The organism is Janthinobacterium sp. B9-8 (assembly GCF_000969645.2).
GTDB lineage: Bacteria > Pseudomonadota > Gammaproteobacteria > Burkholderiales > Chitinibacteraceae > Iodobacter.
Genome location: NZ_CP014222.1, coordinates 4,118,994 through 4,144,773 on the forward strand (window position 1 = coordinate 4,118,994; position 25,780 = coordinate 4,144,773).

Genomic DNA, 25,780 nt, shown 5'->3' on the forward strand with positions numbered 1-25,780 from the left:
ACATGATTGCTTTAAATAATACCCGTTACCACGCCGCCATTTCTGTTCTATCCGAAATGCTAGTGTTTGCCGCTCCATCTGATGCCACCATGTCGCGTTTCTTTCGCAGCAATCCCAATCTGGGCGGCCAAGATCGCCATATGATTGCCGAATGCGTGTATGGCATTTTGCGTAATAAAATTCGCCTTGAGTGGGTTTTAGGTGGCCCGGCAAATGCGCGCAGCCTGCTCACCGCTTACTTGGTGGTGGTAGAGCGCCGCAATCTGCGCGAATGCGGCGATTGGTTTCCTGACACCGAAAAAGACAATTTTGCCCTGTGTAAAAGCAAAAAACTCGCCGAAGCACCGGTGTATGTGCGTGCCGACTTACCTGAATGGGTAGTGAGCGATCTGCTTGCTGGCAATATGAGCGACGCCGATATTCTGGCCTTGGGCGCTGGCTTGCAAGGCGCAGCCGCACTCGATTTACGCGTAAATAGCTTAAAAGCCAAGCGTGAACAAGTAGCTGCCGAGTTGCTGGATGTTGGCGGTGTAGAAACCACGCCAACACCTTATTCGCCTTGGGGCCTGCGTGTAACGGGCAAGCCAGCGATTAATAAATACCGCGCCTTTACCGAAGGCCGTGTTGAAGTACAAGACGAAGGCAGCCAGCTCTTGGGCCTGCTTACCGGTGCAAAACGCGGCCAAATGGTGGTGGATTTCTGCGCTGGCGCTGGCGGTAAAACACTGCTGCTGGGCGCAATGATGAATTCTAGCGGCCGCTTGTATGCCTTTGATGTATCCGAAAAACGCCTGAATAACTTCAAGCCGCGCTTGGCTCGCTCCGGCCTTTCCAACGTCAGTGCGCAGCTTATTTCTAGCGAAAACGATCAGAAAATTAAGCGTTTGGTTGGCAAAATCGATTCAGTTTTGGTTGACGCGCCTTGCTCCGGCATGGGCACCGTACGCCGTAATCCCGATCTGAAATTCCGCCAAAACCCAGCCAGCGTGCTCGAGTTGAATGCCATGCAAACCAGCATTCTGGCGTCCGCTTCACGCTTGGTAAAATCTGCAGGCCGCTTGGTTTACGCCACTTGTAGCTTCTTGCCATCCGAAAATGAAGCCATCGTTGAAGCCTTCCTCGCCGCCAATCCAGATTTCAAATTGCTCGATGCACCAGAGCTATTAAAAGCCGAGCAAGTAGAAATCGCCCTGACCGGACCCTATTTCAAGCTATCTCCGCATCTGCATCAAGCCGATGCCTTTTTTGCTGCGGTAATGCAGAGAGATTGATTGCTTTGTAGGTAATAAAAAAACCCATCGCTTGATGGGTTTTTTAGTTTTATGGCTTGGCTTTTAAATACGTCTCCAGCCACTGATCCTGCTCCCACAGCATTTGCATAATGGATTCACGGGCGCGGTAGCCGTGGCTTTCATTGGGCAGCATCACGAGGCGTGCTCTTGCGCCCAAGCCTTGCAGGGCTTGGTACATGCGCTCGCTTTGCACGGGGAAGGTGCCGGAGTTGTTGTCCATTTCGCCGTGGATGAGCAGCAGCGGGTCTTTGATCTGATCGGAAAAGTTGAATGGAGCCATGGCTTGGTAGACGGGTTTGGCCTCCCAGAAATTACGGTCTTCAGATTGAAAGCCAAATGGGGTGAGCGTGCGGTTATAAGCACCGGATCTGGCGATGCCAGCTTTAAATAGGCGGGTATGCGCTAGCAGATTAGCAGTCATAAAAGCGCCGTAGCTATGGCCGCCGACGGCGATTTTATTGCGATCGGCGACACCCAGCTTCACTACAGCATCGACAGCGGCTTCGGCATTCATGGTGAGCTGCGGCAGATAGTTATCGTTAGGCTCGGTTTTGCCTTCGCCCACAATGGGCATGGCGGGGTTGTCGAGCACGGCGTAGCCACGGGCCAGCATGGCTTGCGGGCCGTTGTAGCTGATGCGGTTAAAGCGGTATGGCGATTCGCGCACTTGGCTGGCGAGTTGGGCGTTTTTAAATTCACGCGGGTAAGCCCACATCAGCATCGGTAGCGGGCCATCGCGTTTTGCTTTGTAGCCTGCAGGCAGATACAGCGTGGCATCCAGCATTACACCATCTTTGCGCGTGTACTGGATTTTTTGCTTTTGCACGTCTTTAAGTTGCGGCGTGGGATGCGGAAACTGAGTAAGCGCCCGAGGTTTGGCATCGCCCGCAAGATCGCGTAGATAAAAGTTAGGCCTTTCGGTATTGGCTTCGCGGCTGCTGATGATTTGCTGCTCGCCCAGCATGGCGACAGGGATTTCATAAAACGGTGCTTGTGATTGCCAGAGGCGCTTTGATTTTTTGCTAGCTAATTCATAGCGGTCTAAAAAGGGCCGGTCGCCTTCTGGGCCTGCGCCTTCGCCTATCAAATAAATAGCCTTGCCGTCGCTCTTAAGGATGTTCTGGCCGTAGGCGTTTTTTGCCAGCACCGGCTCACCCGGATCGGCGTAGCGGTCTTCTGATTTACGAGCAGTGAGCAGCTCAGGTGCTTGCTCTGGGTGATCGGGGCGGATGAGCCAAGTGCGGGTATCGCGCGTTTTCCACCATGATTCTTCGACCATGGCCAGATCGCCACTTCCCCAGTGTAGTGATGAGGCACGCCAAGCCAGCTCGATCAGCTTTTGTGGCGGAGCGGTGAAGGGTGCGCTTTGCTGGAAGAGCGCATCGCGTATTTTGGCTTCAGTCGCCGGATTGCCACCGTCCTGCGCTTCTAGCCAAGTAAGTGTGGCGGGCAGATCTTTGCGCCATGCAAAATCTCGCGGCTCTTTGGATACGGCGTCGTTGCCCGGCGGGATGCGATCTTGCAGCGGCAGTGCGATCGTTTTAAGCAGCTTGCCCTGCTTATTCCAAACCTCAACCGCCTGTGGGAAGTATGAAACCGGCAGCAAATAAGAATAAGGGCGGCGTAGCGAGGTAGTCAGAATCAACTCACCATCAGGGGAGCTGCTAGCCGCCAGTAGGGTGAGCGGCTGGGCGATTTTTTTGATCTCGCCTTTTAGGTTTACGGTAGCCAGCTGGCTTTGCAGATGCCAGTCAAGCAGATCAGCATCGGCCGGTGTTTTCAGCATATCGGCGTAGGTACGGATCGAACTTTTGGCTCCGGGCTGGCTGTCCTGGGTATTCGGGCCACTTGGAGTGAGTGCCGCCGTGGGGGCCGTGCCTGCGGGTTTGAGCTGCACCAGCAATTGCTCGCTGGCACTCAGCCAGCTAAAGCCAGCCCCCGCAATCGCGTTGATGGGGGCTTTAATTAAAGGCTTGGCGCTGGCTTGAGCGACATCGATCAGCCATAGCTCAACGCCCGTATCGCCCCAGCGGCTGAATGCAATCCAGCGCTCATTGGCTGACCATGCGGTGTCCGCAATCCGTGCTTCCTTGGGCAAGCCGCTGATGCTGCGGCTTAGTCCGGTTTTGATATCCAGCAGGCTGGCACCATTGGCAAAATCAAAGCGGCTTTGGCTGCTCATTCTTGGATTGATACGCAGGCCAGCGAGCTTTAATTCGGGCTGGGCCACATCGCTGATGCCGGGTAAGCCCGGCAGGCTGAGTAGCAGGGCTGTGCCGTGCTTGGGGCCAAGGCGGAACAAGGGGCCACGCGGGGCGTCGACGATGGCTTGCAATTCGGCTGGCGGTGTTTGATAAGCGGCGATGGTAAGAGGGCTCATAATCAGGGTAAGTAGCAGAAGTAGGCGCATAGGGTCTTTTTCAATAGCTTACGGGCGGGGCAATAGCTGCTTTGGGCAGGCCTTGCATCTTGTGCCTCACTGTAACACAGCGATTTGTAAGTATATTGAAATAGTGCCGGGTTGAGCTAGCTATCCGTTTTAGTGTATTTTTTGAACTTAATATCATTGTTGAGCGCGGCTTTCCGGGCTAGCTAATGGCAAGCAAATACGAAACAGGCTGCCTTGGTCTGGCGTGCTATTTAATACTATGTGGCCGCCGTGGTCTGAGATGATTTTCCAAGCCAGAGAAAGCCCAAGGCCCGTTCCGCTGCCTACGGGGCGAGTGGTAAAAAATGGCTCGAAAACTCTTGATTGTAGTTCTGGTGGTATGCCGCAGCCGTTATCCTCAATATCTATCCAGACCCAGTTTTTGTCGCTGCCTGTGCGCAAGGTGATTAATCCTTGGCCGCTAATGGCTTGTGTGGCATTGGTCAGCAGATTAAGAAAAACTTGATTGATCTCTGCTAAATGACATTGCAGCAGAGGGATCTTGCCGTATTCGCGCTGGATAAGGGTGTCGGGGCTGAGCGTACTTTGAATAATCTGCAGGGTGCTCTCCAGCCCTTTGTGCAGATCAGCCATTTGCTCGCTCGCCTGATCAATTTGAGAAAAATATTTCAGATTTTGCACAATATCCCGTACACGCCGTAGCCCATCGCGGGATTCATTAAGGAGCTGCTGGCTGTCTTCACGCAGATAGGGAATATCCCGTTCCTGATAGAGCCGCTTGATTGCTGCGAGGGCGCTGGGGGAGAGCATTGTTTCGGCAGCGGTGTAGGCGTCGAGCACGCTTAATATATCGTTGATATATTCGCCCATGGTTCTTAAATTGGCGCTGACAAAGGCGATGGGATTATTGATTTCGTGGGCGATACCCGCAGCAAGCTGGCCGATAGAGGCCATTTTTTCGCTTTGTAGTAATTGGCTCTGGGTATCTTCGAGTTTTTTGAGCAGGCGGGCTTGTGCACGGTTGGCGCGTACCAGCTCGCGTTGTTTATCGGCGAGTTCCTGATTTAAGGTGAGCACGGTTTGGATAAGCTGCTCGTTTTCTTTTATATCGTATTCACTAATCAATTCGATATTGCTGTTACGGCAATAGACCAAGCCTACCTGAGAATGCCCAAGGCCTTGGCTATCTAAAAAATTAAGAATGCCCCGGTGTAAAACGCCATCCTCACTGTGCGCTATTCGGGCGGTAAGGGTGTTGAAATCGGGGTTAATCATAAATGGGGTGATATTGTCTGCTCTGGAGGCTGGGTCTTGCTGCAGTAGCTGATAGAAACCATCGTTGGCGTCGATGATCGTGCCCTCGGTGCTGAGGATGGCATAGCTGACTGAAACCAGCGCTCTAAGCATGGGGGGAATCATGGCACGGGGGTGCGGTGGGGCAGAAGGGATGGACATCAGCTGGTTTCTATTTGAGCAAGATCAGCAGAAGGAGACCAACTATCGGCCTTCAGCGTGCGCCACATTTCGCTAAGGGCGTTGGTGCTGAGCCCTCCTATCATGATCTGCGGGCGGTGTTCGCCAAATTCTCCGTGAATGGCTGCAATGGTTCGCCTTAAAGTCTCTAAATGCTGGGCTTGAGAAATTGACAAACCCACTAGCTCCGGGTGCCAAGCTGAAATCTGTGCGAGCAAAGCAGTTATGGGCAGATTTGCCCCTAACTGTTGTACTTCCCACCCTGCTAATTCGAATGAATCAGCCACCATACATATACCGATCGAGTGCAAATTGCCTTCTACGCAGGCAAATAGCGCTCGTTTTCCATTTGGAGGGGAAAAGTCAGCAATGCTGAATGCTTGTGTTAGCTCATTTTGCACAATGGCGGTCGCCAGATGTTCTTGGGCTACGCTAATTCGGTTTTGTTGCCAAAGATGGCCAACCTGATACATAGAGGGCTGTAAAAGGTGGGTCGTAATATCTAAATACTCTGCCCCATCAAGGTAGGCCTGATGCAGCAGCTCATGGGTTTCACGAACATTGCCTGCGACTAGTTTATCAGTCAGTGAACTAGTGGCTTGGTGGGGTATAGGCAGGCACTGCATAAATGCGGGTATTTGTGTTGATACTCTTGCTGTAGAAAGTGCACTGCTGGCATCGTTGAAAATTGCTAAAACAGTGGCGTGATCAATGGGGCAGAGTTTGTGCTCAAAATAGTTGGCCAGCCAGTGCAGCGATTCGCCAAGCGAGTTGCTGGGCACATTGCGTGCAGCCAGCACACTATCAAGCCAGCAGATGTATTCGCTAAAGGGTTTGCTATTGCCACTACTTAAAGCGCCAGTTAAGAATGAGATATGGAGTGCAATATCGGCTCGGCAGCTGCGTTTACCCTTGTCGCCAAAACGATGTTGCAGGTCGGGATGGGTGACGTAAATTCTAGCTGTGGCATAGTCTGCGGCCGCATCGCAGTGCTCGTGGAGGATCTCGCTGAGAATGGCCATGATGGTTTTCCTTGTGCAGCAGCTTTCAATCACAAAGTAAGTTGAAGTATTCGATGTGCGTTGTGCCGGGCACCAGTTTCAGGTTTTTGGGAATGTTTTGATGGGATTGCCGATAGTTATGGCTGTGGTGCCAGCTATGAAAGCTTGCTGCGTTTTGCCACCAAGTGATGAGCATAAATTGCGTGGGATCTGATGCAGGGTTCCATACCTCCATCCGTATAAAACCTTCGCTGCCATCTACCAAATGGGGGCGCTGCAGAAAGGCCTCTGCAATCGCATCATGGGTATGATTCGCTACTGTAAAGTGGCTTATGGCAATAAACATGGATGTCCTTGCTGCGCGCGGGTATCTGGAAGTTATGTGCTGAATAGTCGGTGGTCAGCCTGCTTGAGTCATGAGTGATGAAGCGCAATAAGAAAGATAGAATGAGTGTAGTTTGAAATGGCCAAGCGTACAGCAGATTAGGGGCTTATCTTGGTGAATAGTGGGCGCGTGGTGTTTGCTGGCGGGCATAAAAAAATCCCACCGCTGGGTGGGATTTTAATTATTTCACAATCCGCAGCTGCGGCTTGCCACTAGGGCGGGGCGGGGTGTCATCCGGGCCGTTATCTGGTGTTTCTGTGGTTTCACTCGGGCCTTCGTATTCAAAGCCCATTCCTTCACCGTTTTCACGTGAGAAAATAGAAACCACACAACCTATCGGCACCAGAATCTCTCTGGAAACACCGCTAAAGCGCGCTGAAAAACTGATGTAGTCGTTACCGATGCTCAGATTGTGCGTGGCGTTATAGCTAATATCCAGCACGATCTCGTTATTTTTAACGTGCTCCATCGGCACTTGCATCTTACCCATAACCCGCACAACCAGATAGGGCGTGTAGCTATGGTCCGAACACCATTCATGCAGTGCGCGAATTAAATACGGTTTGGTAGATACGGTTTGCATAGACTCTCCGGGAACTAAAGCGGGGTGAGCCGTGTCCGTATCACCCCTTTGAGCTATTACTTACGCATCGCTTTTTCGTTCGCAGTCAGCGAATCGATAAAGGCTTGACGGCTAAACAGGCGCTCACCATATTTCATGATTGGCGCAAGTGCCTTGGTTACTTCAATACCGTAGTGCTCAAAGCGCCAGATCAGTGGCGCAATTGCTACGTCGAGCATCGAGAATTCTTCGCCCAGCATAAATTTTTGCTTAGCAAATAAAGGTGCGATTTGGGTGAGGTTGTCGCGAATCGTTGCGCGGGCCTTTTCCATTTCTTTTTTTGTAGTGCCGCTGGTTTCTAGTGTTTTTACATGGATAAACAGCTCGCGCTCGAAGTTAAATAACATCAGACGGGCACGGGCGCGCATCACAGGATCTGCTGGCATGAGCTGCGGATGTGGAAAACGCTCGTCGATATACTCATTGATGATGTTTGATTCATACAACGTTAGATCGCGTTCAATCAGCACAGGGACTTCATTGTACGGATTCATCACCGCCAGATCTTCTGGCTTGCTGTGAACATCAACGTCAATGATTTCGAAATCCATGCCCTTTTCAAACAGGACAATGCGGCAGCGGTGACTGAACGGGCAGGATGTACCGGAATACAGCTTCATCATGGTGACGGATCTCTGCAAAAGTATATTAATCGCAGCATTCTACGCATTTTGAAAGCGTTAATCCAGCTAACGAGTATAATGTGTTGATTTTTAAATGAAAAATGTAAAAAATGCCAAGCGCGTATTGATCACAAATTGCGATGCTTTCAGGCTTGAAAATAATAATGCTGTGCTGCTTTAGTATTAAATTACTTTGTTTGATCTGCTTATTTGTCATTAATCAGCACCGAGCCATCGGGTCCCCAATTAACACGGGTAATGCCTGGCATGGCGTCTTCTAATCGTTTTAGTTCTGTATCTTTACTTTGTGTTTGGCTGCGGATAAGCCTTAATTCATCGGCTAGCTTTTGATTTTCTACGCACACTTTCTGAAAGCGTAATGCACCAGCCACCGTAGAGCGTAGCTCGAAATCATTCCAGGGTTTGCTTAAAAAGCGGTAGATCTCAACCTCATTGATGGCCAGAACCAAGCCCGCCAAATCGGTCATACCGGATAAAATAATGCGAATACAATCGGGCTGCCTGTAGCGAAAATCGGTGAGAAACGCCACGCCATCCAAATCGGGCATGCGGTAATCAGAGATCACCAAATCAAAGACTTTGGTTTCGCTGGCCAGTAGTGCGGCTCTGGCATCGGTAAACGTGTGGATATCGTAAGCGGCAGAGGTGCCGTCAAACTCATCTTTGGCATTGAGTGTGCGTTTCAGCGAGGACAGGATGTTCGCTTCATCATCAACAAGTAGTATGCGGGCCATTATTTCACCTGAATATAAATTTCTAAGCTGATGTTGTCGGCGATTTCAAAGGCGCGGATCTGATTAACCAGTCGTTGATCAAGCACATGATCTTTGGCTAGCAGCATGACATCCGAAGCGATTAAATCTCGAGATAGCGTCATTTGTGGTTTTAAATCTTTGCTTCTGATCATTTGCTCGCTAATTTGCGGCGTATTTTCCGGTTTAGCCACGACGGTGCAAAAAGCGTCTACCACCTTGGGGTCATAACGTTTACCGTTACTGCTTTCTATATTTTTAATAGCTTCATTACGCGACATAGGCTTGCCGGTAAGAAAGCCCGCTTGTAGTGCTTCAAAATCACGGCACAGACTTAAAATTCGTGCGCCAATTGGAATCTCGCCCCCCGCCAGCTTATCGGGGTAGCCCAGCCCATCGTAGCGTTCATGCTGGCTGCGTATGGTTTGTGAGGCGTTTTGTAATTGCTCTAAGGCCATAAGTGCAGCATGCCCTTTGCTGGGATACGTGCCATACACATTGCGCTCTTGCAGATTCATTTCTACATAGGGCTTGGCGAGGAGCGCATCAGGTAAGCCTATTTTGCCTATGCAATGCAGCAGGGCCGCAATAAAAGCATCCTGAACTTCAGCTTCGGGCAGCTTGAGCTGTCTTGCGACTTGCCGGGTTAGATCTGCAATTACTCTGGCGTGCCCAGCCAGTTTATCGGCCCGCATTTCCATTAAATTGGCAAACACCTTAATAGAGGTAATAAAGCCTTTTTTTAGTTTATCGTGAGTCATATTTAATTCTTGCATGGTCATTTCTAGCTCTGCCGTACGAACTTTGACCTGGCTTTCTAGCGAGCTATTAAGCTGCTGTAGCGTTTCATTCTGTCTTTGAACAATCGAGCTGAGCTGGCTTTTTTCTTTTTCTAAGCGTTTAACCGTCAGCGCATCATCGACGATGCGCAGCATTTCTTCATCATCCCAAGGCTTAGATACATAGCGGTGAATGCGTGCTTTATTAATGGCATCAATAGTGGAATGGATATCTGCATAACCGGTCAGTAAAATACGTGCGGTATCAGGCCAGTAATCTAAAGTGATTGCTAAAAATTCGGCGCCTGTCATTTCTGGCATGCGCATATCAGAAATAATCAAATCAACTTTTTCTTGCCCCAGTATGACCAAGCCTGCTGCACCACTTTCGGCTGTGAGAATAGTGTGGCCGGTTCTGCGTAACAGGCGGCGTAGTGCAGCAAGAATATTCACCTCGTCGTCTACGCATAGCACGGTGAAGCTTGGTGCTGAAGGCGGCTCCGCTGGCTCGAGATGAATAAGTTCTGACACAATTTTTTCCTTTTTTAATTAAGAATTAATTAATAGGTGGTGATTTTATAGAATACTTTTTTATAAATCATTCTTGCTTAATTGGTAGCCAAATATCGAAAGTGGTCCCTTCGCCTAATATACTGTGAACATCAATATGCCCATGATGTTCTTTCACAATTCCGTAAGAAAGAGATAAGCCTAAGCCCGTACCCTGACCTATCGGTTTGGTTGTAAAAAAAGGATCAAAAATCCGGTTTACATGTTCAGCAGCAATTCCCTTGCCATTATCACTAAATGAAATGCACACTTGTTCATCTTTGCGCCGGGTTCTAATATAAATTTTCCCTTGCTTTTCAATCGCATGGCTGGCATTAACCAGCATGTTTAAGAATATTTGATTTAATTGAGAAATTACACAGGTTACTAAAGGTAAGTCGCCATACTCTCTTATTACTTCAGCTTTATATTTTATTTCATTTTGCACAATATTTAATGTGCTGTTTATGCCCGCATGAATATCGGCTTCTTCCCATTTTTGGTTTGAATCGATTCTTGAAAAATCTTTCAGGTTTTGAACGATATTTTTAACTCTTTTTATGCCTTCTCTTGATTCATTTATTAATGAATTAATATCTTCTTTTATAAAATCAAAATCAATTTTTTTTCTCTCATTGATCAGAATGGTATGCTCTTCCATATGTGGATGAATGGTGGATTCATATTTATCAATTAAGTAAAATATATCACTTAAATAGCCATCTAAGGCCCCAAGATTAGAGCTGACATAACCTATTGGATTGTTAATTTCATGTGCAATACCTGCCGCCAGCTGTCCTATTGAGGCTAGTTTTTCTGATTGGAGTAATTGGCTTTGAATATTCCGTAGCTGGTCATTAAGTGTGATGAGCTCAGCATTTCTTTTTTCTAAGGCAAGGGTGTTTCTATGTGATTCTTCAACACGTATTTTTACTTCATGCTCTAGTGTTTCTTCACGGTGTTTACTGGCTGTGATATTAGTGCTTATTTCATAATAATTTTTCTCTTGTCCAGCATAAATATCCATAGGAACAAGTAGTGTTTCCAGCCAATAATCATCGCCATTTTTTGATTTTGCGTGTGTTTCAAATTGAATGGCTTGCAAAGGGCTTAAGTTTCGTATTGATTCAGAGAAGTGCTGGTCAGGGATTAGCCCAATATCGAATCGAGTTAATGACATTAACTCTTGTTTGCTATATCCGGAAAGTAAGCAAAGCGGTTCGCTCACATAGACAAACTGGCCGCTTTCTTTTGTGATCGCAATTAAGGCATTTTTATTAAGCGCATTTCTTTGAATGTCCATTTCGGACATCATGTTTTCCATTTGTTTTAATAGTAGTTTGCTATAAGTAATATCAATAGCGAGTGCAGTAATGCCGGTTATTTTTCCATCATTATCATAGTGCGGCAGCCGGTGCAGCTGCATGGTTTTTTCTTGCCCTTCTTTATTTGTAAGGGTAATTTCTTCATCGCTTACACCTTTTTCTAAGCTGAATAGATCTCCTTTTTCAATGGTTTTTGCTATTTTTGCTGAGAAAAAATCATGATCATTTTTACCTAGCCATTCATTACCATCATGCTGGTTAGCAAAACTTTGCCATGCGGCATTGGCCCATACATAGCATAGCTTGGCGTCTTTTTGCCATGCGGGTAAGGGAAGTTGTGAGCAAATACTGTTAATTAAAATAGGGGTGCTCATAGTACGACCTTTATCTTTATAAAAGTTTACTAAACTTCATTCTCTATTCATGATCGTTTTTGTTTAAATCCATTGCATTCAAAGGTATTCTTAGCGTAAAGCAGCTGCCTTTGTTTACTTCACTTTTTACACTGATTTCACCATGCATTTTTTTCATTAGGCCAAATGCTAATGAAAGGCCAAGCCCGGTTCCTTTTCCAACCGGTTTGGTTGTAAAAAACGGATCAAATATACGGGTCATATTTTCGGGAGGAATTCCGCTGCCAGTATCACGTACATCTACATAAATATTATTATCGTGCAAGCGTGTACGGACAAGGATTTTTCCGAATGAATCGATGGCTTGTGCGGCATTCGTTAGTAAATTAAGAATAACTTGGTTAAATTGTGATCCAATAATTTCTACTTTTGGTAATTCTGCATAATCTAATATTATTTTAGCTTTTGATTCTATTTCATTCTTTGCCATGCTAATGGTGTTGTCGATGGATTTATTGATATCAACTGGCATCCATTCTCCTGAGTCTACATGGGAGAAATCTTTTAAATCACGTACAATTACTTTGACCCGCTCTAGTCCGTCTTTAGATTCTTTAACTAATTCAGGAAAATCTTCACAAATAAAAACTAAATCATGTTTTTTGATAATACTCTGTTTGGTTTCTTTGCTTATTTTTTCATTGTTTTCATATTCGTCGAGCGCGGAAATTAATTTTGTTGTGTAGTCATTAAGTGTATTTAAATTTGAGCTAATAAAGCCAATTGGATTGTTGATTTCATGTGCAACCCCTGCGGCAAGTTGCCCTATCGATGCCATTTTTTCTGCTTGGGCGAGTTGAATTTGTGTTGTTTCAAGACGCTCAATCAGTAAAGCTTGTGCTTCGGTTTTTTTTTCCAGTTGCATTTCTATTTGTTGTCTGGTTTCCATTTCTTCACGTAATTGCTTATTCATTTCTTCCAAATGTATAGTTTTGGCTTTTATTTTTAGGTCGAGTTGTTCCATATTGGCAAATAAATAATTGAGTTGATCCGAGAGTTTACTGAATTCATCGTTACCATATACTTTTAAACGCATATTCCAATCGTGATGGTCATTGATCTGGTTTAAGCCTTCATAAATATCTGACATTGCTTGTACAACACTATTGCTGAGTAAAGAGATAAGTATCAGAGCACTGATCAGTATGACAATAAAAGTGCCGGTCATTCTGAGTTTGGCGGCATCCAAGCTCAGGCGGCCATCAGAGGCACACAGGGCGATATATCCTAGAATTAAAGCGCCTGTCATACAGTGAAAAAGTAAAATATAAAAGCGGCTTTGTAAGCTAATTCTTTTCCAGTAACTAAATATAGCCATCATCGAACTCCTTGGCGATGGATATCGGGTTTTGTTTAAATAGAACAGCACGCTAATTGTCCGATTTTATTCTGTTGTTATTCATTCTTTGATCATAGTAGGCAAATGCGTGCCGCACTTCATCTAATAAATCCTCATCTTCCCAAGGCTTGGTCAGAAATTTAAAAATACCCGCACTATTGATGGCATCGGTGAGCGCGCTGAGCTCGGTATAGCCAGAGAGCATAATTCTGACGGTGTGTGGATAAAGCTCGCGCACACGCCCAAGAAAATCTGAACCATTCATATGGGGCATGCGCTGGTCAGAAATAATGACCTGAATAGAATTTAGCCCGAGTAATTCGAGTGCCTCGGCGGCCGAAGTTGCGGTAAAAATCAGATAGCCACTGCGACGAAATAATCGTTTGAGTGCATTCAGAATATCTTGTTCATCATCAACCAGCAGCAGGCTGCGGGGGGCACTCTCAGTGATTGAGTTTTGAAACGGGTGTTGCCGCGTTTGGCTGATAAATTCATCAAATGCGATTGCAGTGAGTGGCTTAGAAAAATAATATCCTTGGATCTGGTCACAATTCTGGCGGTGTAGGAAGTGCATCTGGCTTTCTGTTTCTACCCCTTCGGCCACTACATTTAATCGCATACTATGCGCCATGCTGATAATGGCAATGGCAATCATTGCATCATTAGGCTCGGTAATGACGTTTTGAATAAATGATCTGTCTATTTTAAGGGTGTCAAAAGGGAATTGCTTCAGATAGCTCAGGCTTGAATAACCTGTGCCAAAGTCATCCATTGCCAGCGTTACACCTAGCTGTTTGAGCCGCTTTAAGTAGACAATTGCGGCATCCAGATTTTGTACGACAACGGACTCGGTTAGCTCTAGCTCTAAATATTTGCCGTCTAGTTGGGCATTTTGCAAAGCGGCAGTGATGATTTCTACAATATTGTCTTGCCGGAATTGTAGCGCAGATAAATTAACGGCGATTGAGAGCGGAAGTTTTTCGTGCCACTTTTTAGCTTGCTTGCACGCTTCATTCAGTACCCATTCTCCAATAGGCAAAATCATGCCTGATTCTTCGGCAAAAGGAATAAATTGAATCGGCTGTATTTGCCCCATCTCTGGGTGTTGCCAGCGGATTAAGGCTTCTGCTCCGACAAGCGCGCCAGAAAAAAGGTCTATTTTGGGTTGGTAATAGAGTTCAAATTCATTCCGTACCAAGGCATTTCTTAAGGCGGATTCCATTTCTAGAATCCGGGTGGCACGCTGATTCATTTCTGGTGCAAAAAAGCGGAAATGATTACGGCCATTTTCTTTGACTTGGTAAAGAGCAACATCAGCCCGGCGCAATAATGAATCTGCATCCATGCCATCGTCCGGAGAAAAGCTGATACCAATGCTGGGCGTTACAAATAGCTCGGCCTGCTCGATGGTGTAAGGGGCAGACAGGGTACTTAATACTTTTCTGGCGACTGTGGCTGCATCTTCTTTGGCCACCAGATCGGTGACGATGGCAAATTCATCACCTCCCATGCGGGCAACGGTATCACCGGCACGCATAAGCGATTCTAGCCGCGTGGCAACCAGTTTCAGCAAGATGTCGCCGACAGCATGCCCCAGGCTATCGTTGATATTTTTAAACCGATCCAGATCAATTAATAAAATAGCCGCAATGCTGTCGTAGCGCTGGCTGCGGGTAATGGCGCATGCCAGCCGGTCATTAAGTAAGGCGCGGTTTGCCAGCCCTGTGAGCGGGTCATGAGTAGCCAGCTGAGCCAGTTGGGTTTCTCGACGCAGCCTTTCGCTTACATCATTAAATATGCTGATGTAGTGGCTGGTTTTACCTTGTTCATCCAGCAATGGCGCGATAAAAAGCTCATTGGCAAAGGGGGACCCATCTTTGCGAAAACACTGCAAAATAGAATGGCCTGTGCCGTGATTACGCAGGATACGGCGTATGACTTCCAACTCTGGCTGGTCGAGTTTATTGCCGAGCAGGAGCCGGCCATTGTGGCCAATCATTTCTGTAGCACTGTAACCGGTGATTCTTTCAAAGGCGGGGTTTACATATAGAACGGGGTGGGTGTCGATCCGCGAATCGCTAATCATGACGGCATTGGCTGAGGATTCTACGGCGCGCTTAAATAGCTCTAATGGTTGCTCTGAATAAGCAAGCGCTGATAGCGGGTCTTGTACTTGAGGGGGCGATGTAACAGGGTTGTTTTTTAAAGTATGTCCTAGTGGCAGTGATCTTGGTACAGCATGTTGCTTGAGCAGCTGTTCTAGCGTGCTTATCAGCGAGCCGGGGTCACAGGGCCAGCGTAATGTGGTGGTGTGTGCTTTGTCGCTGCATGATAAGCAAGCGGGTTCTTCCCCATGAAGCAGCAACATGGGGACGCCCAAAGTCAGTTCGCTGGCGAGCTTGCAGCAAGGGGGAGGTAATGATCGGGGCTGGCTGTGCACGATGACCAAGTCAATATGCTGCGAGCAAAGAGTGAGGGCTTTGTTGGCGTCTTTAGCTTCAATAACCATATAGCCCGCCGAATTCAATAATTCCGAGCTGAATTGAAGCTGCTCCGGGTCGTCACAGATATTTAAGATGGTCGCTATATTTGCCACAGCACCCCCCTAGGACGAGCGCGGACTAAAAAATACTTTCATAATTGAAAGTGCCACACTCATGCATAAGGGGTGGGCTGTTGTTTTTTTATCAATTATTTAAGGTCGTCTCATATTTATAGAATCATAAGCAGATTTTGCTAGCCATTTATTTACTATTTTCTTAAGTACTATGGCTGGTAAGTATCTGTTTAATTTTGTTTGAAATGATCGTTTTGTTAATTGGGAAGAGTAAGTTTTGGATTTGTGCTGATTTTTTTATGTCATAAGCATTAAATGGTTTGCTACTTAAGCGGGGATCAGACTTGCTTGTGCTTTTTTAAAAGGACAATCAATCATTTTGGCAGGTATGCGATTTGTTTTTTATTAGGATTTATTAGAAGTATATTTAATAGGCGATGTTTTATAGAACAAAGCAATAAAAAAAGCGGCAGGTTGCCCTGTCCGCTTTTTTATCAATACATAGTGCGTTTAATGAATATCGCGCCAGTATTCTTTTTTTAGCATATAGCTAATTGGAATCATAAAGAACAAGAGGAATAGCAACACGCCATAGCCAATTTGCTCTCGTTTAACTTGGCCTGGTTCGCCCATATAAACCATATAGTTCACCAGATCAGCAACGCGATGGTCGAATTCGGTTTGATCAAATTCGCCATTTTCTGCAGTTTTGGTGAGGCTGCCTGATTTAACAAGCTTCAGCTTTTTGTGTTCGCCTTCAACTTCTAACACCTGCTGTCCTTGCAAATCCCACAAGACATTCGGCATCCCTACATCCGGGAATGTTAGGTTGTTCCAGCCAGTAGGCCGAGCACTGTCACGGTAAAAGCTGCGCAGATAGGTGTAGAGGTAATCTGCACCACGTGAGCGCGAGATCACTGATAGATCTGGCGGGGTTGAACCAAACCAAACTTTGGCGTCTTTGGCTTGCATCGACACCTTCATCAAATCACCTATTTTTTCGGTAGGGAACATCAGATTGGTTTCGATCTGGTCTTCCGTCAGGCCGATGTCTTGCAGGCGGTTGTAGCGCATCGCTACCGCACCGTGACAGGATAGGCAGTAATTGGCGAAGGTTTGCGCACCCCGTTGCAGGCTTTCGGTATCGCGCAGATTAATCGGCGCTTTATCTAGATGAATACCACCAGTCGCGGCATGGCTGCCAAAGCTGACGCTGGCTAAGAGGGTAAACAGCAGTGTATTGAGTATCTTTTTCATGGTGTCCTCCTCTTAGTGCATCGTTACGCGGTCAGGAACCGGCTTGGTTTTATCAATCTTGGTGTAATACGGCATGGCCAAGAAGAAGACAAAGTAGATTACCGACAGCACCTGTGCGATCACAGTACGCACATTGGTCGAAGGTAATGCGCCCAAGATACCCAGGCCAACAAAGGCAATCACAAACAAAGCCAGCATGGTTTTGTAAATCGGGCCACGGTAGCGAACTGACTTCACGGGGGATTTATCCAGCCAAGGTAAAGCGGCAATAATCATCGTTGCCGCACCCATGGCCAGTACGCCCCAAACTTGTGTACCAAAGAAGGATGGTACAGCGCGCAAGATGGCGTAAAACGGGGTGAAGTACCAAACCGGTGCAATATGTGCAGGAGTTTTCAGTGCATCTGCCGGATCAAAGTTCGGGTGCTCAAGGAAGTAGCCGCCCATTTCCGGCGCAAAAAAGATAATTGCGCTGAATACGGCTAAGAACACCGATACACCGAAGATATCTTTAACGGTGTAATAAGGGTGGAAAGGAATCCCGTCGAGTGGAATACCTGTCTTAGGATCTTTCTTTTTCTTAATTTCAACGCCGTCAGGGTTGTTCGAGCCTACTTCGTGCAGAGCAACAATGTGAGCTACAACCAATGCCAGAATAACCAGTGGCAGCGCAATCACATGCAGCGCAAAGAAGCGGTTTAGTGTGGCATCAGACACCACAAAGTCACCACGAATCAGTACCGATAAATCGGGGCCGATCACAGGGATTGAAGCAAACAAGTTAACAATAACCTGAGCACCCCAGAATGACATCTGCCCCCAAGGCAGCAAATAGCCTAAGAATGCTTCGGCCATCAGGCATAGATAAATCATCATGCCGAATACCCAGATTAACTCACGCGGTTTTTGGTAAGAACCATAAATTAAGCCGCGGAACATATGCAGGTAAACCACCACAAAGAACATCGATGCGCCAGTAGAGTGCATATAGCGAATCAGCCAGCCGCCGGCCACATCCCGCATGATGTACTCGACAGAAGCAAAAGCGACAGAGATATTCGTGCCCGGAATTAAAGAGCCGTCTGGCTTGTAGTTCATGGTGAGGAAAATGCCGGTGACAATTTGAATCACCAGTACCAACATCGCCAAAGAACCAAAGAAATACCAGAAATTAAAGTTTTTTGGTGCGTAGTATTCGGAAATATGTGCTTTCCAGGTTGACGTAAGCGGGAATCGCTCGTCAACCCAGTTGAGGGCCTGCTGCCCTATTTCTTGTGCTTTGCTCATGGGTCAGCCTCTATTTATCGTCGCCAATCAACAACCGCGCTTCGGTAAGGTACTTGTGCGGTGGGATGTCGAGGTTTTTCGGAGCTGGAACGCCAGAATATACGCGGCCAGCGAGGTCGAATTTGGAGCCATGGCATGGGCAGTAAAAGCCCCCTAACCATTCTGGGCCTAAATCGGCAGGAGCCAGATCCGGACGGAAGGTTGGCGAACAGCCCAAGTGCGTACAGACGCCTAGTGCAATCCAAATTTCAGGCTTAATTGAACGTACTGCGTTGTTGCAATATTCTGGTTGATCGCTGCCTAATGATTTTGGATCGGTTAGCTTACCGTCGAGCTTTGGTAAGTTAGCCAGCATTTCAGGCGTGCGTTTTACAACCCAAACCGGCTTACCCCGCCATTCGGTGGTCACTTGCTGGCCCAGTTCAAGCTTACTGATATCCAATTCTACGGGGGCACCCGCGGCCTTGGCTCGCTCGGAAGGAAAAAAACTGGCGATAAAAGGCGTGGCTACACCCGCCCCTGCTACCGCTCCGGCTACACCCGTGGCGATCAGCAGGAATCGCCGTTTGCTGTTATCTACTTGCTGGTCACTCATAACCCAATCCCTGATTGACGGCTAAAACCACCAAATTCTACCTGAAACGACAGGGGAACTTAAAGCTTTGCGCGCATGTCTTCGATAATCTTTCTTGCCCGTGCCTAGGCTTAGGGCTTAGAACGAGCGTAAGTCTGCAATTCTTCAGCGATTTTATCGGCGACAGCCGATGTAATTTCGCTGACACTTTCACGTGAAGTACCGGGCGCAGTAATTTGCCAAACGCGGGCAGAAAGCTGCAAACCGCCGTCAACTTGTGCAATCTGATAGCTCATTCTAGCTTCGGTTGCCTGCGTGACATTCGGAATTTGCATGCTGAATTCTAGACGCTGAGCTGTTCTGCGCTTGAGCTGCATGCCTTTTTGTTTTCGGTATTGCACGATGTCATCAAAAATAGCGCGAGCTTGTCGCTCTTTGATCACAATACTGGGTAAAGCTAAGCTGGCATCTGGCGTATTTGCTGGGATTGGTTTGCTTGCGTCGGGAAAGGGCGACGTGCTCGGTGTTTGGGGGGCCGGGGAGCTGGCGCATGCAGAGAGCAGGGCTAAGGTGGCTAGGGAGATTAAAAAACGTTTCATTAGACGGGATTCTCTAGGTCAAGATGAATATGTTCTAGCCCATATTGGCTGGCTAAGTGTTGCCCCAATGCTTCAATGCCATAGCGCTCGGTAGCATGATGGCCTGCGGCGATATAGCTCACTCCGCTTTCACGGGCTAAGTGGGTTACAAATTCGGATGCTTCACCGGTGATAAAGCAATCGATGTTTAAATGAGCGGCTTCATGGAAGAAACTTTGCGCGCCACCCGTGCACCAAGCCACCCTCTTGATAATTTGCTCAGCAGGGCCAATGACAAGGGGGAGGCGTTGTAATTGCGCATCAATTTGCAGTGTAAATTCTGCCAAAGTCAGCGGAGTTTCAAGCTCGCCAAGCCAGCCGAGTTGCTGATCTCCAAAGCGACCAGAGCCAATAAGGCCTAATTTTTTGCCAAGTTGTGCGTTATTGCCTAGGGTTGGGTGAGCATCAAGCGGCAGGTGGTAGGCCAGTAAATTAAGGTCATTGGCTAATAGCTTGGCGATGCGGGTCTTTTTGTTGCGTGTAATACAGGCGTTTTCACCTTTCCAGAAAAAGCCGTGGTGCACTAGTAAGGCATCGGCATTTAAGTCAATTGCAGCATCAATCAATGCCTGTGAGGCAGTGACGCCAGTTACAATACGCTGTACGTTTTTTCGGCCTTCAATTTGCAGGCCATTTGGGCAGTAGTCACGCCAAGTGTCTACGAGCAGCAGTTGTCCGATATAATTTTCTAGATCTTGTCGTGCTATGGGCATATCAACAGCGCCTTGGAAAACATGAAAAAACTTTGGTTAATTTTCGCACAAACTACCACCGCAGGTCTTGCTGTCTGGTTCTTAGTGGCCTTACTTCGTCCTGATTTGGTTCATCCTCCCGCGCCTCCTGCTCCTGTGGTGATGGTGCAGCAAAGCCATACAGAAGCGGCTTCGGCTCCTGTGGTGTCGTCATATAGCCCTGCTGCGAAGCGTGCTATGCCATCGGTAGTAAATATCTACACCGCCAAGGAAGTGAAAACGCAGCTGCCGCCTTTGTTTAAAGATCCCCGTTTCCGGCGTTTCCTCGGGGATCGCTTAGGTGGGGAAGAGCAGCGCGCTTCAAGCTTAGGCTCGGGGGTGATTGTTTCTAATCAGGGCTACATCATCACGAATAATCATGTGGTGGAGTCGGCGGATGAGATAGAAGTGGCTTTGTCAGATGGGCGTACGGCGTCTGCCAAATTGATCGGGGCTGACCCGGATACCGATCTGGCCGTGATTAAAATTGAGCTGGATCACTTACCCGCGATTACTTTTGCTGACACCAGCAAGGCAGAAATCGGCGACGTAGTGCTGGCCATTGGTAATCCATTCGGGGTGGGGCAAACCGTAACGATGGGTATTGTCTCCGCCTTGGGGCGCTCTGAATTAGGCATCAATACATTTGAAAACTTTATTCAAACCGATGCGCCTATTAATCCGGGTAATTCTGGCGGCGCTTTAATTGATACTAAGGGTAATTTAATCGGTATTAATACCGCCATTTACTCCAAAACGGGGGGCTCTTTAGGGATTGGTTTTGCTATTCCTGCTTCGACTATTCGCCAAATTATGGATGCGCTGATTAAAGACGGCAGTGTAACGCGCGGTTGGTTAGGCGTAGAAATGCAGGAAGTAACACCAGAATTGGCAGCATCTTTTAATTTGAAAGAGGCTGGAGGGGCTTTGATTGCCGGTGTTGTTCGTGGTGGCCCTGCGGATAGGGCAGGCCTGAAGCCAGGGGATGTATTGCTTAAAATTGGCGGTGCAGAGGTGCAGAATGCATCAGCGATGCTTAATCTGATTGCAGCCTTTAAGCCTGATGAAGAAGTAGAAATGCAGGTGTTTCGCAGGGGAAAACCGGTGCTGTTACCCGTTAAATTAGGTAAGCGGCCTAAATTTAACCGGCGATAGTTACGGCGCACCTGCCAAAAAAATCCACGCATCTGCGTGGATTTTTTTTGTGATTTAGCAAGGCGGTGCTACGGCTTGGTTACTGCCTGTATCAATAAAGCCATCGCTGATCCAGCTGCCTGCGCTTAAACGGTTCCAAAGCTGAGTGCGCCCCCATACGCCATCTACCCAATCGCCTTGAGCGGTGCAGGCAATGGTGGCGATTTCGCCTCTTTGCAAGGAGCCAACAATGGCTGAGCTGAGTGATGGAGACTGGCGCAGATTAACTGTGCTCTCATTATTGCCCGGCGTTACTTTGCCGGAAGGCAGGGAGCTGCCGCCGCCAAAGTTGATTAATTCACCACCCACATTGACCCGCTGGCCATTGCGTGAGGCATAGCCTTGATAAGGCGCATTGCCTTCGCGGAATGACCAGCCTCCGATCATTTTGCCATCGACCGGTGTTTTATTACTGCCTTGCTTAAGGGCGAAGTGGACGTGTGGCCCTGTGGTGGAGCCGCCGCAAGGCAGGCCCATGCCGATTTTCCCCAGATAAGTGCCTTTGCTGACCGCCGCACCATTGCTCAGATTGGTCAGGTTTTCCATATGGTAATAACTGCTGGTAAAGCCATTATCGTGGACAAGGGTAATCAGCCCGCTTCCATTACGTAAGCAGCTTTGATAAATCAGCCCGTCACGTGGAGCCTCCACTCTGCCATTGCCGCCTGCAAAATCCAGAGAATTAAAAGGACGGCTGGTCTGATCATCGCCATGCGGCCCGCCGGTTAGCCGCCATGCTGTGCCTTCTGCCCAAGGCAGGCCAAGCCCTGTCTGCACTTCCGCCAGCGGAGCACTGCGTTTCTGGCGCTGATTCACGCTCTGGGATTGCAGAAGCAGCTTTCTTTCATTGGGGGCAAAGAGCGCATCAGGTGCTTGTTCCAGCAGTTGCCCATATTGCTCGCTACCCTCGATCGCTACCCGCCAGTGGTTGGCTATGTATTGCGCCATAAAGAGCCGTGTTTCGGGTACATCGTCAAGGTGCGAGGGCAGGATGAGGGTGGCACTGCCCAAAATCCAGAGTTTATCAGGATGTATTTTTTGGATTTCGACCAGAACGCCCTGCTGTACGGTGGGTTGCAGTTGCAAGAGCATAGCCTGGCTGGCAGTTTTCTGTAGCTCGGGGCTGATTTCTGCCGCAGAGGGCAGACTCAAGAGAGTGGCGGATAGTAAGGCAAGTTGGGTAAGGCAATGACTACGCATACAGACCTCCTTGATAAGGATGCAAGCGGCGGTGTGTTAGTCCGCTATCTGGCTTCGCAATTCTATCTTTGTGAAACAGAACTACGACAGTGTATGGTCAGCTTGTATGCGCTGTAAGTCAATGTTTTTACAGCTTTAATGCCGCGTTTTAAAGCGCAAAATGTTTTTTTAACTTCCCTGCAAAATAAGCATCTCTGCCGCCGCCAGATTATCGCTTTCTCCTAGAATCACCAGAATATCGCCTGCTTGTAATTCAAAGCTGGCATCTGGCTGGGTGGGGGGCATATTGCGGCGGCGTACGCTGCGTACTTCGATATGAAGGCTTTCTAGTTTGAGCTCGCCAAGGTGCTTACCAACGGCAGCGGCATCGTTGGCTAAGTAGATGGTGTGTAAACGCGGCTGGGGCCGGTCGCTATCGTCGGCGTCTTCGCTTACACCGCGATAAAAGCCGCGTAGCAGCTGGTAGCGGGCTTCACGAACTTCACGCACGCGGTGGACGACTTTATTTAATGGCACGCCCAGCAGCATCAGCGTATGGGAGGCCAGCATCAGGCTGCCTTCCATGATTTCTGCCACTACTTCGGTGGCGCCTGCGTTTTTGAGCTTATCGATATCGCTATCGTCCTGAGTGCGAATAATCACCGGCAGCTCCGGGCGGATGGAGTGTACGATTTCTAAAATCTGCATGGCGGAATGGGTTTCGGCGTAAGTCACCACAATGGCGCTAGCCCGCATTAAGCCTGCGGCGATCAGTACTTCTCGCTTGGCTGCATTGCCATAAACGACGGAATCGCCAGCGGCCGCGGCTTCGCGCACCATATCCGGGTCTAAATCCAGCGCAAAAAAACCTATTCCTTCCTGGCTTAATATCCGGGCCAGAGATTGGCCACTGCGGCCATAGCCACAGAGGATTACGTGGCCTTGGCTTTGCATGCTGCGCACGGCCACCTGATGCAAATTAGCGGCCAGATTCATCCATTCTGAGCGGGCGAGGCGCAATACTAATTTATCGGAATGCTGAATTAAAAACGGGGTGATCAGCATCGATAAAACAATGCCGGCGATGGTGGTTTGTAAAATGCTTTCGGGTAAGAGTGCGCTCTTAGAGGCGAGCGCCAGCATGACAAAAGCGAATTCGCCCCCTTGTCCTATGGTAAAGCCGGTGCGCCAGGCGGCTCCGGGTGTGCTGCCAAATAGTCTGGAGAGCCCAGCAATCATTAAAATCTTGCCGGGACCAAGCAGTGCTAATACCAGTAGGACCCGCCACCATTGAGTAAGTAGCACGGAGTAATCCAGATTCATGCCAACGGTTACAAAAAATAGCCCAAGCAGCAGATCCCGGAATGGGCGCACATCGTCTTCAACCTGATAGCGAAAATCTGTTTCGGCAATCAGCATACCCGCCAGAAAAGCGCCCAGAGCCAGTGATAAGCCCGCAAGCTCGGTGATCCAGGCGATTCCTAAAGTAACCAAAAGCAAGTTGAGCATAAAAAGCTCACTGGAATGCTGTCTGGCTACGATATTGAACCAAGGCCGCATCAGCTTTTGCCCGAAGTAGAGCAAAACCAGCAACACCACAATAATCTTTAGTGCGGCAAAACCCAGTGCCATTAGCAATTCATTGCCCGGAAAGCTGAGTACGGGAATCATAATCAGGAAAGGGACAACGGCTAAGTCTTGAAATAGCAAAATGCCGATGGCGTTTTGTCCCTGTGCAGAATGCAGCTCATTGCGATCAGCCAGTAATTTAGACGCCATCGCGGTGGATGACATCGAGAGCGCTCCACCTAGGGCCAAGCCTACTTTCCAGTCTAAGCCGGCCAGCAGGCAAATCACCATGACGACAGCCAGCATGCTCATGACTTGCATTGCACCCAAGCCAAATACGATGCGGCGCATGGCATTGAGCCGGGCAAGATTAAATTCCAGTCCCAATGTAAACATCAAAAAAACGACACCAAACTCGGCCAGATGAGTGGCCTCATCGCTGCTGGCAATAAAGCCAAGGGCATGGGGGCCAATTAATAAGCCAACAACTAGGTAGCCAAGCATGGCTGGCAGCTTTAGGCGACGGCAAAGCACCACCGTTAAAACGGCTGCGGCAAGCAAGAGCAAGAGCGAAGATAGTTGAATGGACATAGGCTGAGTTCGTTTTTCTCTTGTGAATTAAAAGTGGAGGGTTACATCCTAGCGTTTTTTTCATTTCAGGTACTACCTTTTACCCTCGCAGTCGATCCGTTTTTAGTTCGGCAGGCTGCTGGCAGCAAGCCGTTGAAGGTAGTATTTGCAAGAAGATTGATCCTGATTGGCATATTGCCAGCAGACGCAGGTGGCGGGAGAGGGCCTGCTTCTCTTATACTTTCGCGCATATGAAAAATGCTGAATTTATCCTCGAGTGCGCTCGTCGCGTGCTACGGGTTGAGGCTGATGCTGTTTTCGCGCTGGCCGAGCGAATGAATGATCAGTTTGTTAAAGCGTGCGAGCTGATTCTTTCCTGCCAGGGGCGGGTGATCGTGATCGGGATTGGCAAGTCGGGGCATATTGCTAAAAAAATAGCAGCCACCATGGCCAGTACTGGCACTCCTGCTTTTTTTGTTCACCCTTCCGAAGCGGCACACGGTGATTTAGGAATGATCACCCGCAGTGATGTGGTGCTGGCTTTGTCTAATTCGGGTGAAAGCGATGAAGTGATTGCCCTGCTGCCAAGCCTAAAACGCTTAGGCCTTCCTTTGATTGCCATGACGGGCAATGCTGAATCTACTTTAAGTAAACAATCGACCGTGCATCTTGATTCGGGTGTGGTGCAAGAAGCCTGCCCGCTGAATCTGGCGCCTACCGCAAGTACTACGGCGGCACTTGCCTTGGGCGATGCACTGGCTGTGGCCCTGCTGGAAGCGCGCGGCTTTCAGGCTGAAGACTTTGCCTTATCGCATCCGGGCGGCAGCTTAGGTCGGCGTTTATTGGTGCTCGTGCGCGATTTAATGCATACCGGTGATGCTTTGCCTGTAGTGCAGCACGATGTGTTATTGCGCGATGCGCTGCTGGAAATCAGCAAGAAAGGCATGGGTATGACCGCGGTGGTGGATGCTGCAGGTAAATTGATGGGCATCTTTACCGATGGCGATTTGCGCCGCGCACTGGATCAGGGCGTCGATGTACGTGATACTTCGGTCTCCAGCGTAATGACCTTAGCTCCTGCCACGATTGAGGCGGGTAAATTAGCCGCGGAGGCTGTTCAGCAAATGGATGCACGCCGTGTGAATGGTTTATTGGTGCTGGATGCGGGTGTGCTGGTCGGGGCGATTAATATGCACGACCTGCTGCGAGCACGAGTGGTTTAAAATGCACATATATAGCGCGGAGCAGGCTTGTGTGGGAT

21 protein-coding genes are annotated in these 25,780 nt (G+C 48.4%); 3 read left to right on the forward strand and 18 right to left on the reverse strand.

The annotated features are described in order from the left end of the window. Positions 1 to 2 precede the first annotated feature (2 nt). The gene (locus VN23_RS18585) at positions 3 to 1,271 is read left to right on the forward strand and encodes an RsmB/NOP family class I SAM-dependent RNA methyltransferase (protein WP_046351692.1); all 1,269 of its coding nucleotides are present in this window, start codon (positions 3 to 5) and stop codon (positions 1,269 to 1,271) included. 49 nt (positions 1,272 to 1,320) lie between these two features. Here VN23_RS18585 and VN23_RS18590 read toward each other — a convergent pair whose 3' ends face one another. The 16 genes from VN23_RS18590 to VN23_RS18670 all read right to left on the reverse strand — a co-directional run bounded on the left by VN23_RS18590 (position 1,321) and on the right by VN23_RS18670 (position 19,983). Next, positions 1,321 to 3,702, reverse strand: coding sequence for an alpha/beta hydrolase family protein (locus tag VN23_RS18590; protein ID WP_046351693.1), 2,382 nt, complete (start codon positions 3,700 to 3,702; stop codon positions 1,321 to 1,323). A 153-nt stretch (positions 3,703 to 3,855) separates the two neighbouring features. Next, positions 3,856 to 5,136, reverse strand: coding sequence for an ATP-binding protein (locus VN23_RS18595; RefSeq protein WP_156455222.1), 1,281 nt, complete (start codon positions 5,134 to 5,136; stop codon positions 3,856 to 3,858). Further along, on the reverse strand, positions 5,136 to 6,176 hold the full coding sequence (locus VN23_RS18600; RefSeq protein WP_046351694.1) for a cobalamin B12-binding domain-containing protein: 1,041 nt from the start codon (positions 6,174 to 6,176) through the stop codon (positions 5,136 to 5,138). Before VN23_RS18600 ends, VN23_RS18595 begins: the two co-directional genes overlap by 1 nt. A 25-nt stretch (positions 6,177 to 6,201) precedes the next feature. Continuing rightward, a complete protein-coding gene (locus VN23_RS18605) occupies positions 6,202 to 6,501 on the reverse strand; it encodes an antibiotic biosynthesis monooxygenase family protein (protein WP_046351695.1) in 300 nt (99 codons plus the stop codon). A gap of 220 nt (positions 6,502 to 6,721) precedes the next feature. Then, a complete protein-coding gene (locus VN23_RS18610; RefSeq protein ID WP_046351696.1) occupies positions 6,722 to 7,123 on the reverse strand; it encodes a ClpXP protease specificity-enhancing factor in 402 nt (133 codons plus the stop codon). Positions 7,124 to 7,179: 56 nt separating this feature from the next. Continuing rightward, positions 7,180 to 7,785: a glutathione S-transferase N-terminal domain-containing protein gene (locus VN23_RS18615; protein WP_046351697.1), complete on the reverse strand. Its 606-nt coding sequence runs from the start codon at positions 7,783 to 7,785 to the stop codon at positions 7,180 to 7,182. 206 nt (positions 7,786 to 7,991) lie between these two features. Beyond that, positions 7,992 to 8,540, reverse strand: a complete 549-nt coding sequence (locus VN23_RS18625; protein WP_046351699.1) for a response regulator — start codon at positions 8,538 to 8,540, stop codon at positions 7,992 to 7,994. Then, positions 8,540 to 9,868 (reverse strand): HD domain-containing phosphohydrolase, encoded by a 1,329-nt coding sequence (locus VN23_RS18630; RefSeq protein WP_046351700.1) that lies wholly within the window; start codon positions 9,866 to 9,868, stop codon positions 8,540 to 8,542. Before VN23_RS18630 ends, VN23_RS18625 begins: the two co-directional genes overlap by 1 nt. 67 nt (positions 9,869 to 9,935) lie before the next feature. Further along, positions 9,936 to 11,585, reverse strand: coding sequence for an ATP-binding protein (locus VN23_RS18635; protein ID WP_062654936.1), 1,650 nt, complete (start codon positions 11,583 to 11,585; stop codon positions 9,936 to 9,938). A 43-nt stretch (positions 11,586 to 11,628) separates the two neighbouring features. Beyond that, positions 11,629 to 12,945: a sensor histidine kinase gene (locus VN23_RS18640; RefSeq protein WP_082752847.1), complete on the reverse strand. Its 1,317-nt coding sequence runs from the start codon at positions 12,943 to 12,945 to the stop codon at positions 11,629 to 11,631. 49 nt (positions 12,946 to 12,994) lie between these two features. Beyond that, positions 12,995 to 15,559, reverse strand: a complete 2,565-nt coding sequence (locus VN23_RS18645; protein WP_052746559.1) for an EAL domain-containing protein — start codon at positions 15,557 to 15,559, stop codon at positions 12,995 to 12,997. A gap of 471 nt (positions 15,560 to 16,030) precedes the next feature. Further along, entirely contained in the window at positions 16,031 to 16,777 is a 747-nt protein-coding gene (locus tag VN23_RS18650) for a cytochrome c1 (RefSeq protein WP_046351701.1), read from the reverse strand. 12 nt (positions 16,778 to 16,789) lie between these two features. Beyond that, positions 16,790 to 18,064 (reverse strand): cytochrome b, encoded by a 1,275-nt coding sequence (locus VN23_RS18655; RefSeq protein WP_046351702.1) that lies wholly within the window; start codon positions 18,062 to 18,064, stop codon positions 16,790 to 16,792. A gap of 10 nt (positions 18,065 to 18,074) precedes the next feature. Then, positions 18,075 to 18,659 carry a ubiquinol-cytochrome c reductase iron-sulfur subunit gene (gene petA, locus VN23_RS18660; RefSeq protein ID WP_046351703.1) on the reverse strand — a complete coding sequence of 195 codons (585 nt, stop codon included), beginning with the start codon at positions 18,657 to 18,659 and terminating at the stop codon, positions 18,075 to 18,077. Between the two features lie 110 nt (positions 18,660 to 18,769). Next, positions 18,770 to 19,237 carry a hypothetical protein gene (locus VN23_RS18665; protein ID WP_046351704.1) on the reverse strand — a complete coding sequence of 156 codons (468 nt, stop codon included), beginning with the start codon at positions 19,235 to 19,237 and terminating at the stop codon, positions 18,770 to 18,772. Next, on the reverse strand, positions 19,237 to 19,983 hold the full coding sequence (locus VN23_RS18670) for a Nif3-like dinuclear metal center hexameric protein (protein ID WP_046351742.1): 747 nt from the start codon (positions 19,981 to 19,983) through the stop codon (positions 19,237 to 19,239). Before VN23_RS18670 ends, VN23_RS18665 begins: the two co-directional genes overlap by 1 nt. A 27-nt stretch (positions 19,984 to 20,010) precedes the next feature. Between VN23_RS18670 and VN23_RS18675 the strand changes: the two genes are divergently transcribed. Continuing rightward, complete coding sequence (locus VN23_RS18675) at positions 20,011 to 21,162, forward strand: Do family serine endopeptidase (RefSeq protein ID WP_046351705.1); 1,152 nt, start codon at positions 20,011 to 20,013, stop codon at positions 21,160 to 21,162. A gap of 54 nt (positions 21,163 to 21,216) precedes the next feature. Here VN23_RS18675 and VN23_RS18680 read toward each other — a convergent pair whose 3' ends face one another. Together VN23_RS18680 and VN23_RS18685 are read right to left on the reverse strand one after the other, a co-directional pair. Then, on the reverse strand, positions 21,217 to 22,401 hold the full coding sequence (locus tag VN23_RS18680) for a M23 family metallopeptidase (protein ID WP_046351706.1): 1,185 nt from the start codon (positions 22,399 to 22,401) through the stop codon (positions 21,217 to 21,219). 168 nt (positions 22,402 to 22,569) lie between these two features. Beyond that, on the reverse strand, positions 22,570 to 24,540 hold the full coding sequence (locus tag VN23_RS18685) for a monovalent cation:proton antiporter family protein (RefSeq protein WP_046351707.1): 1,971 nt from the start codon (positions 24,538 to 24,540) through the stop codon (positions 22,570 to 22,572). Positions 24,541 to 24,770: 230 nt separating this feature from the next. On the opposite strand from VN23_RS18685, the gene VN23_RS18690 reads away from it, so the two are divergent. Beyond that, on the forward strand, positions 24,771 to 25,742 hold the full coding sequence (locus VN23_RS18690) for a KpsF/GutQ family sugar-phosphate isomerase (protein WP_046351708.1): 972 nt from the start codon (positions 24,771 to 24,773) through the stop codon (positions 25,740 to 25,742). Positions 25,743 to 25,780 lie beyond the last annotated feature (38 nt).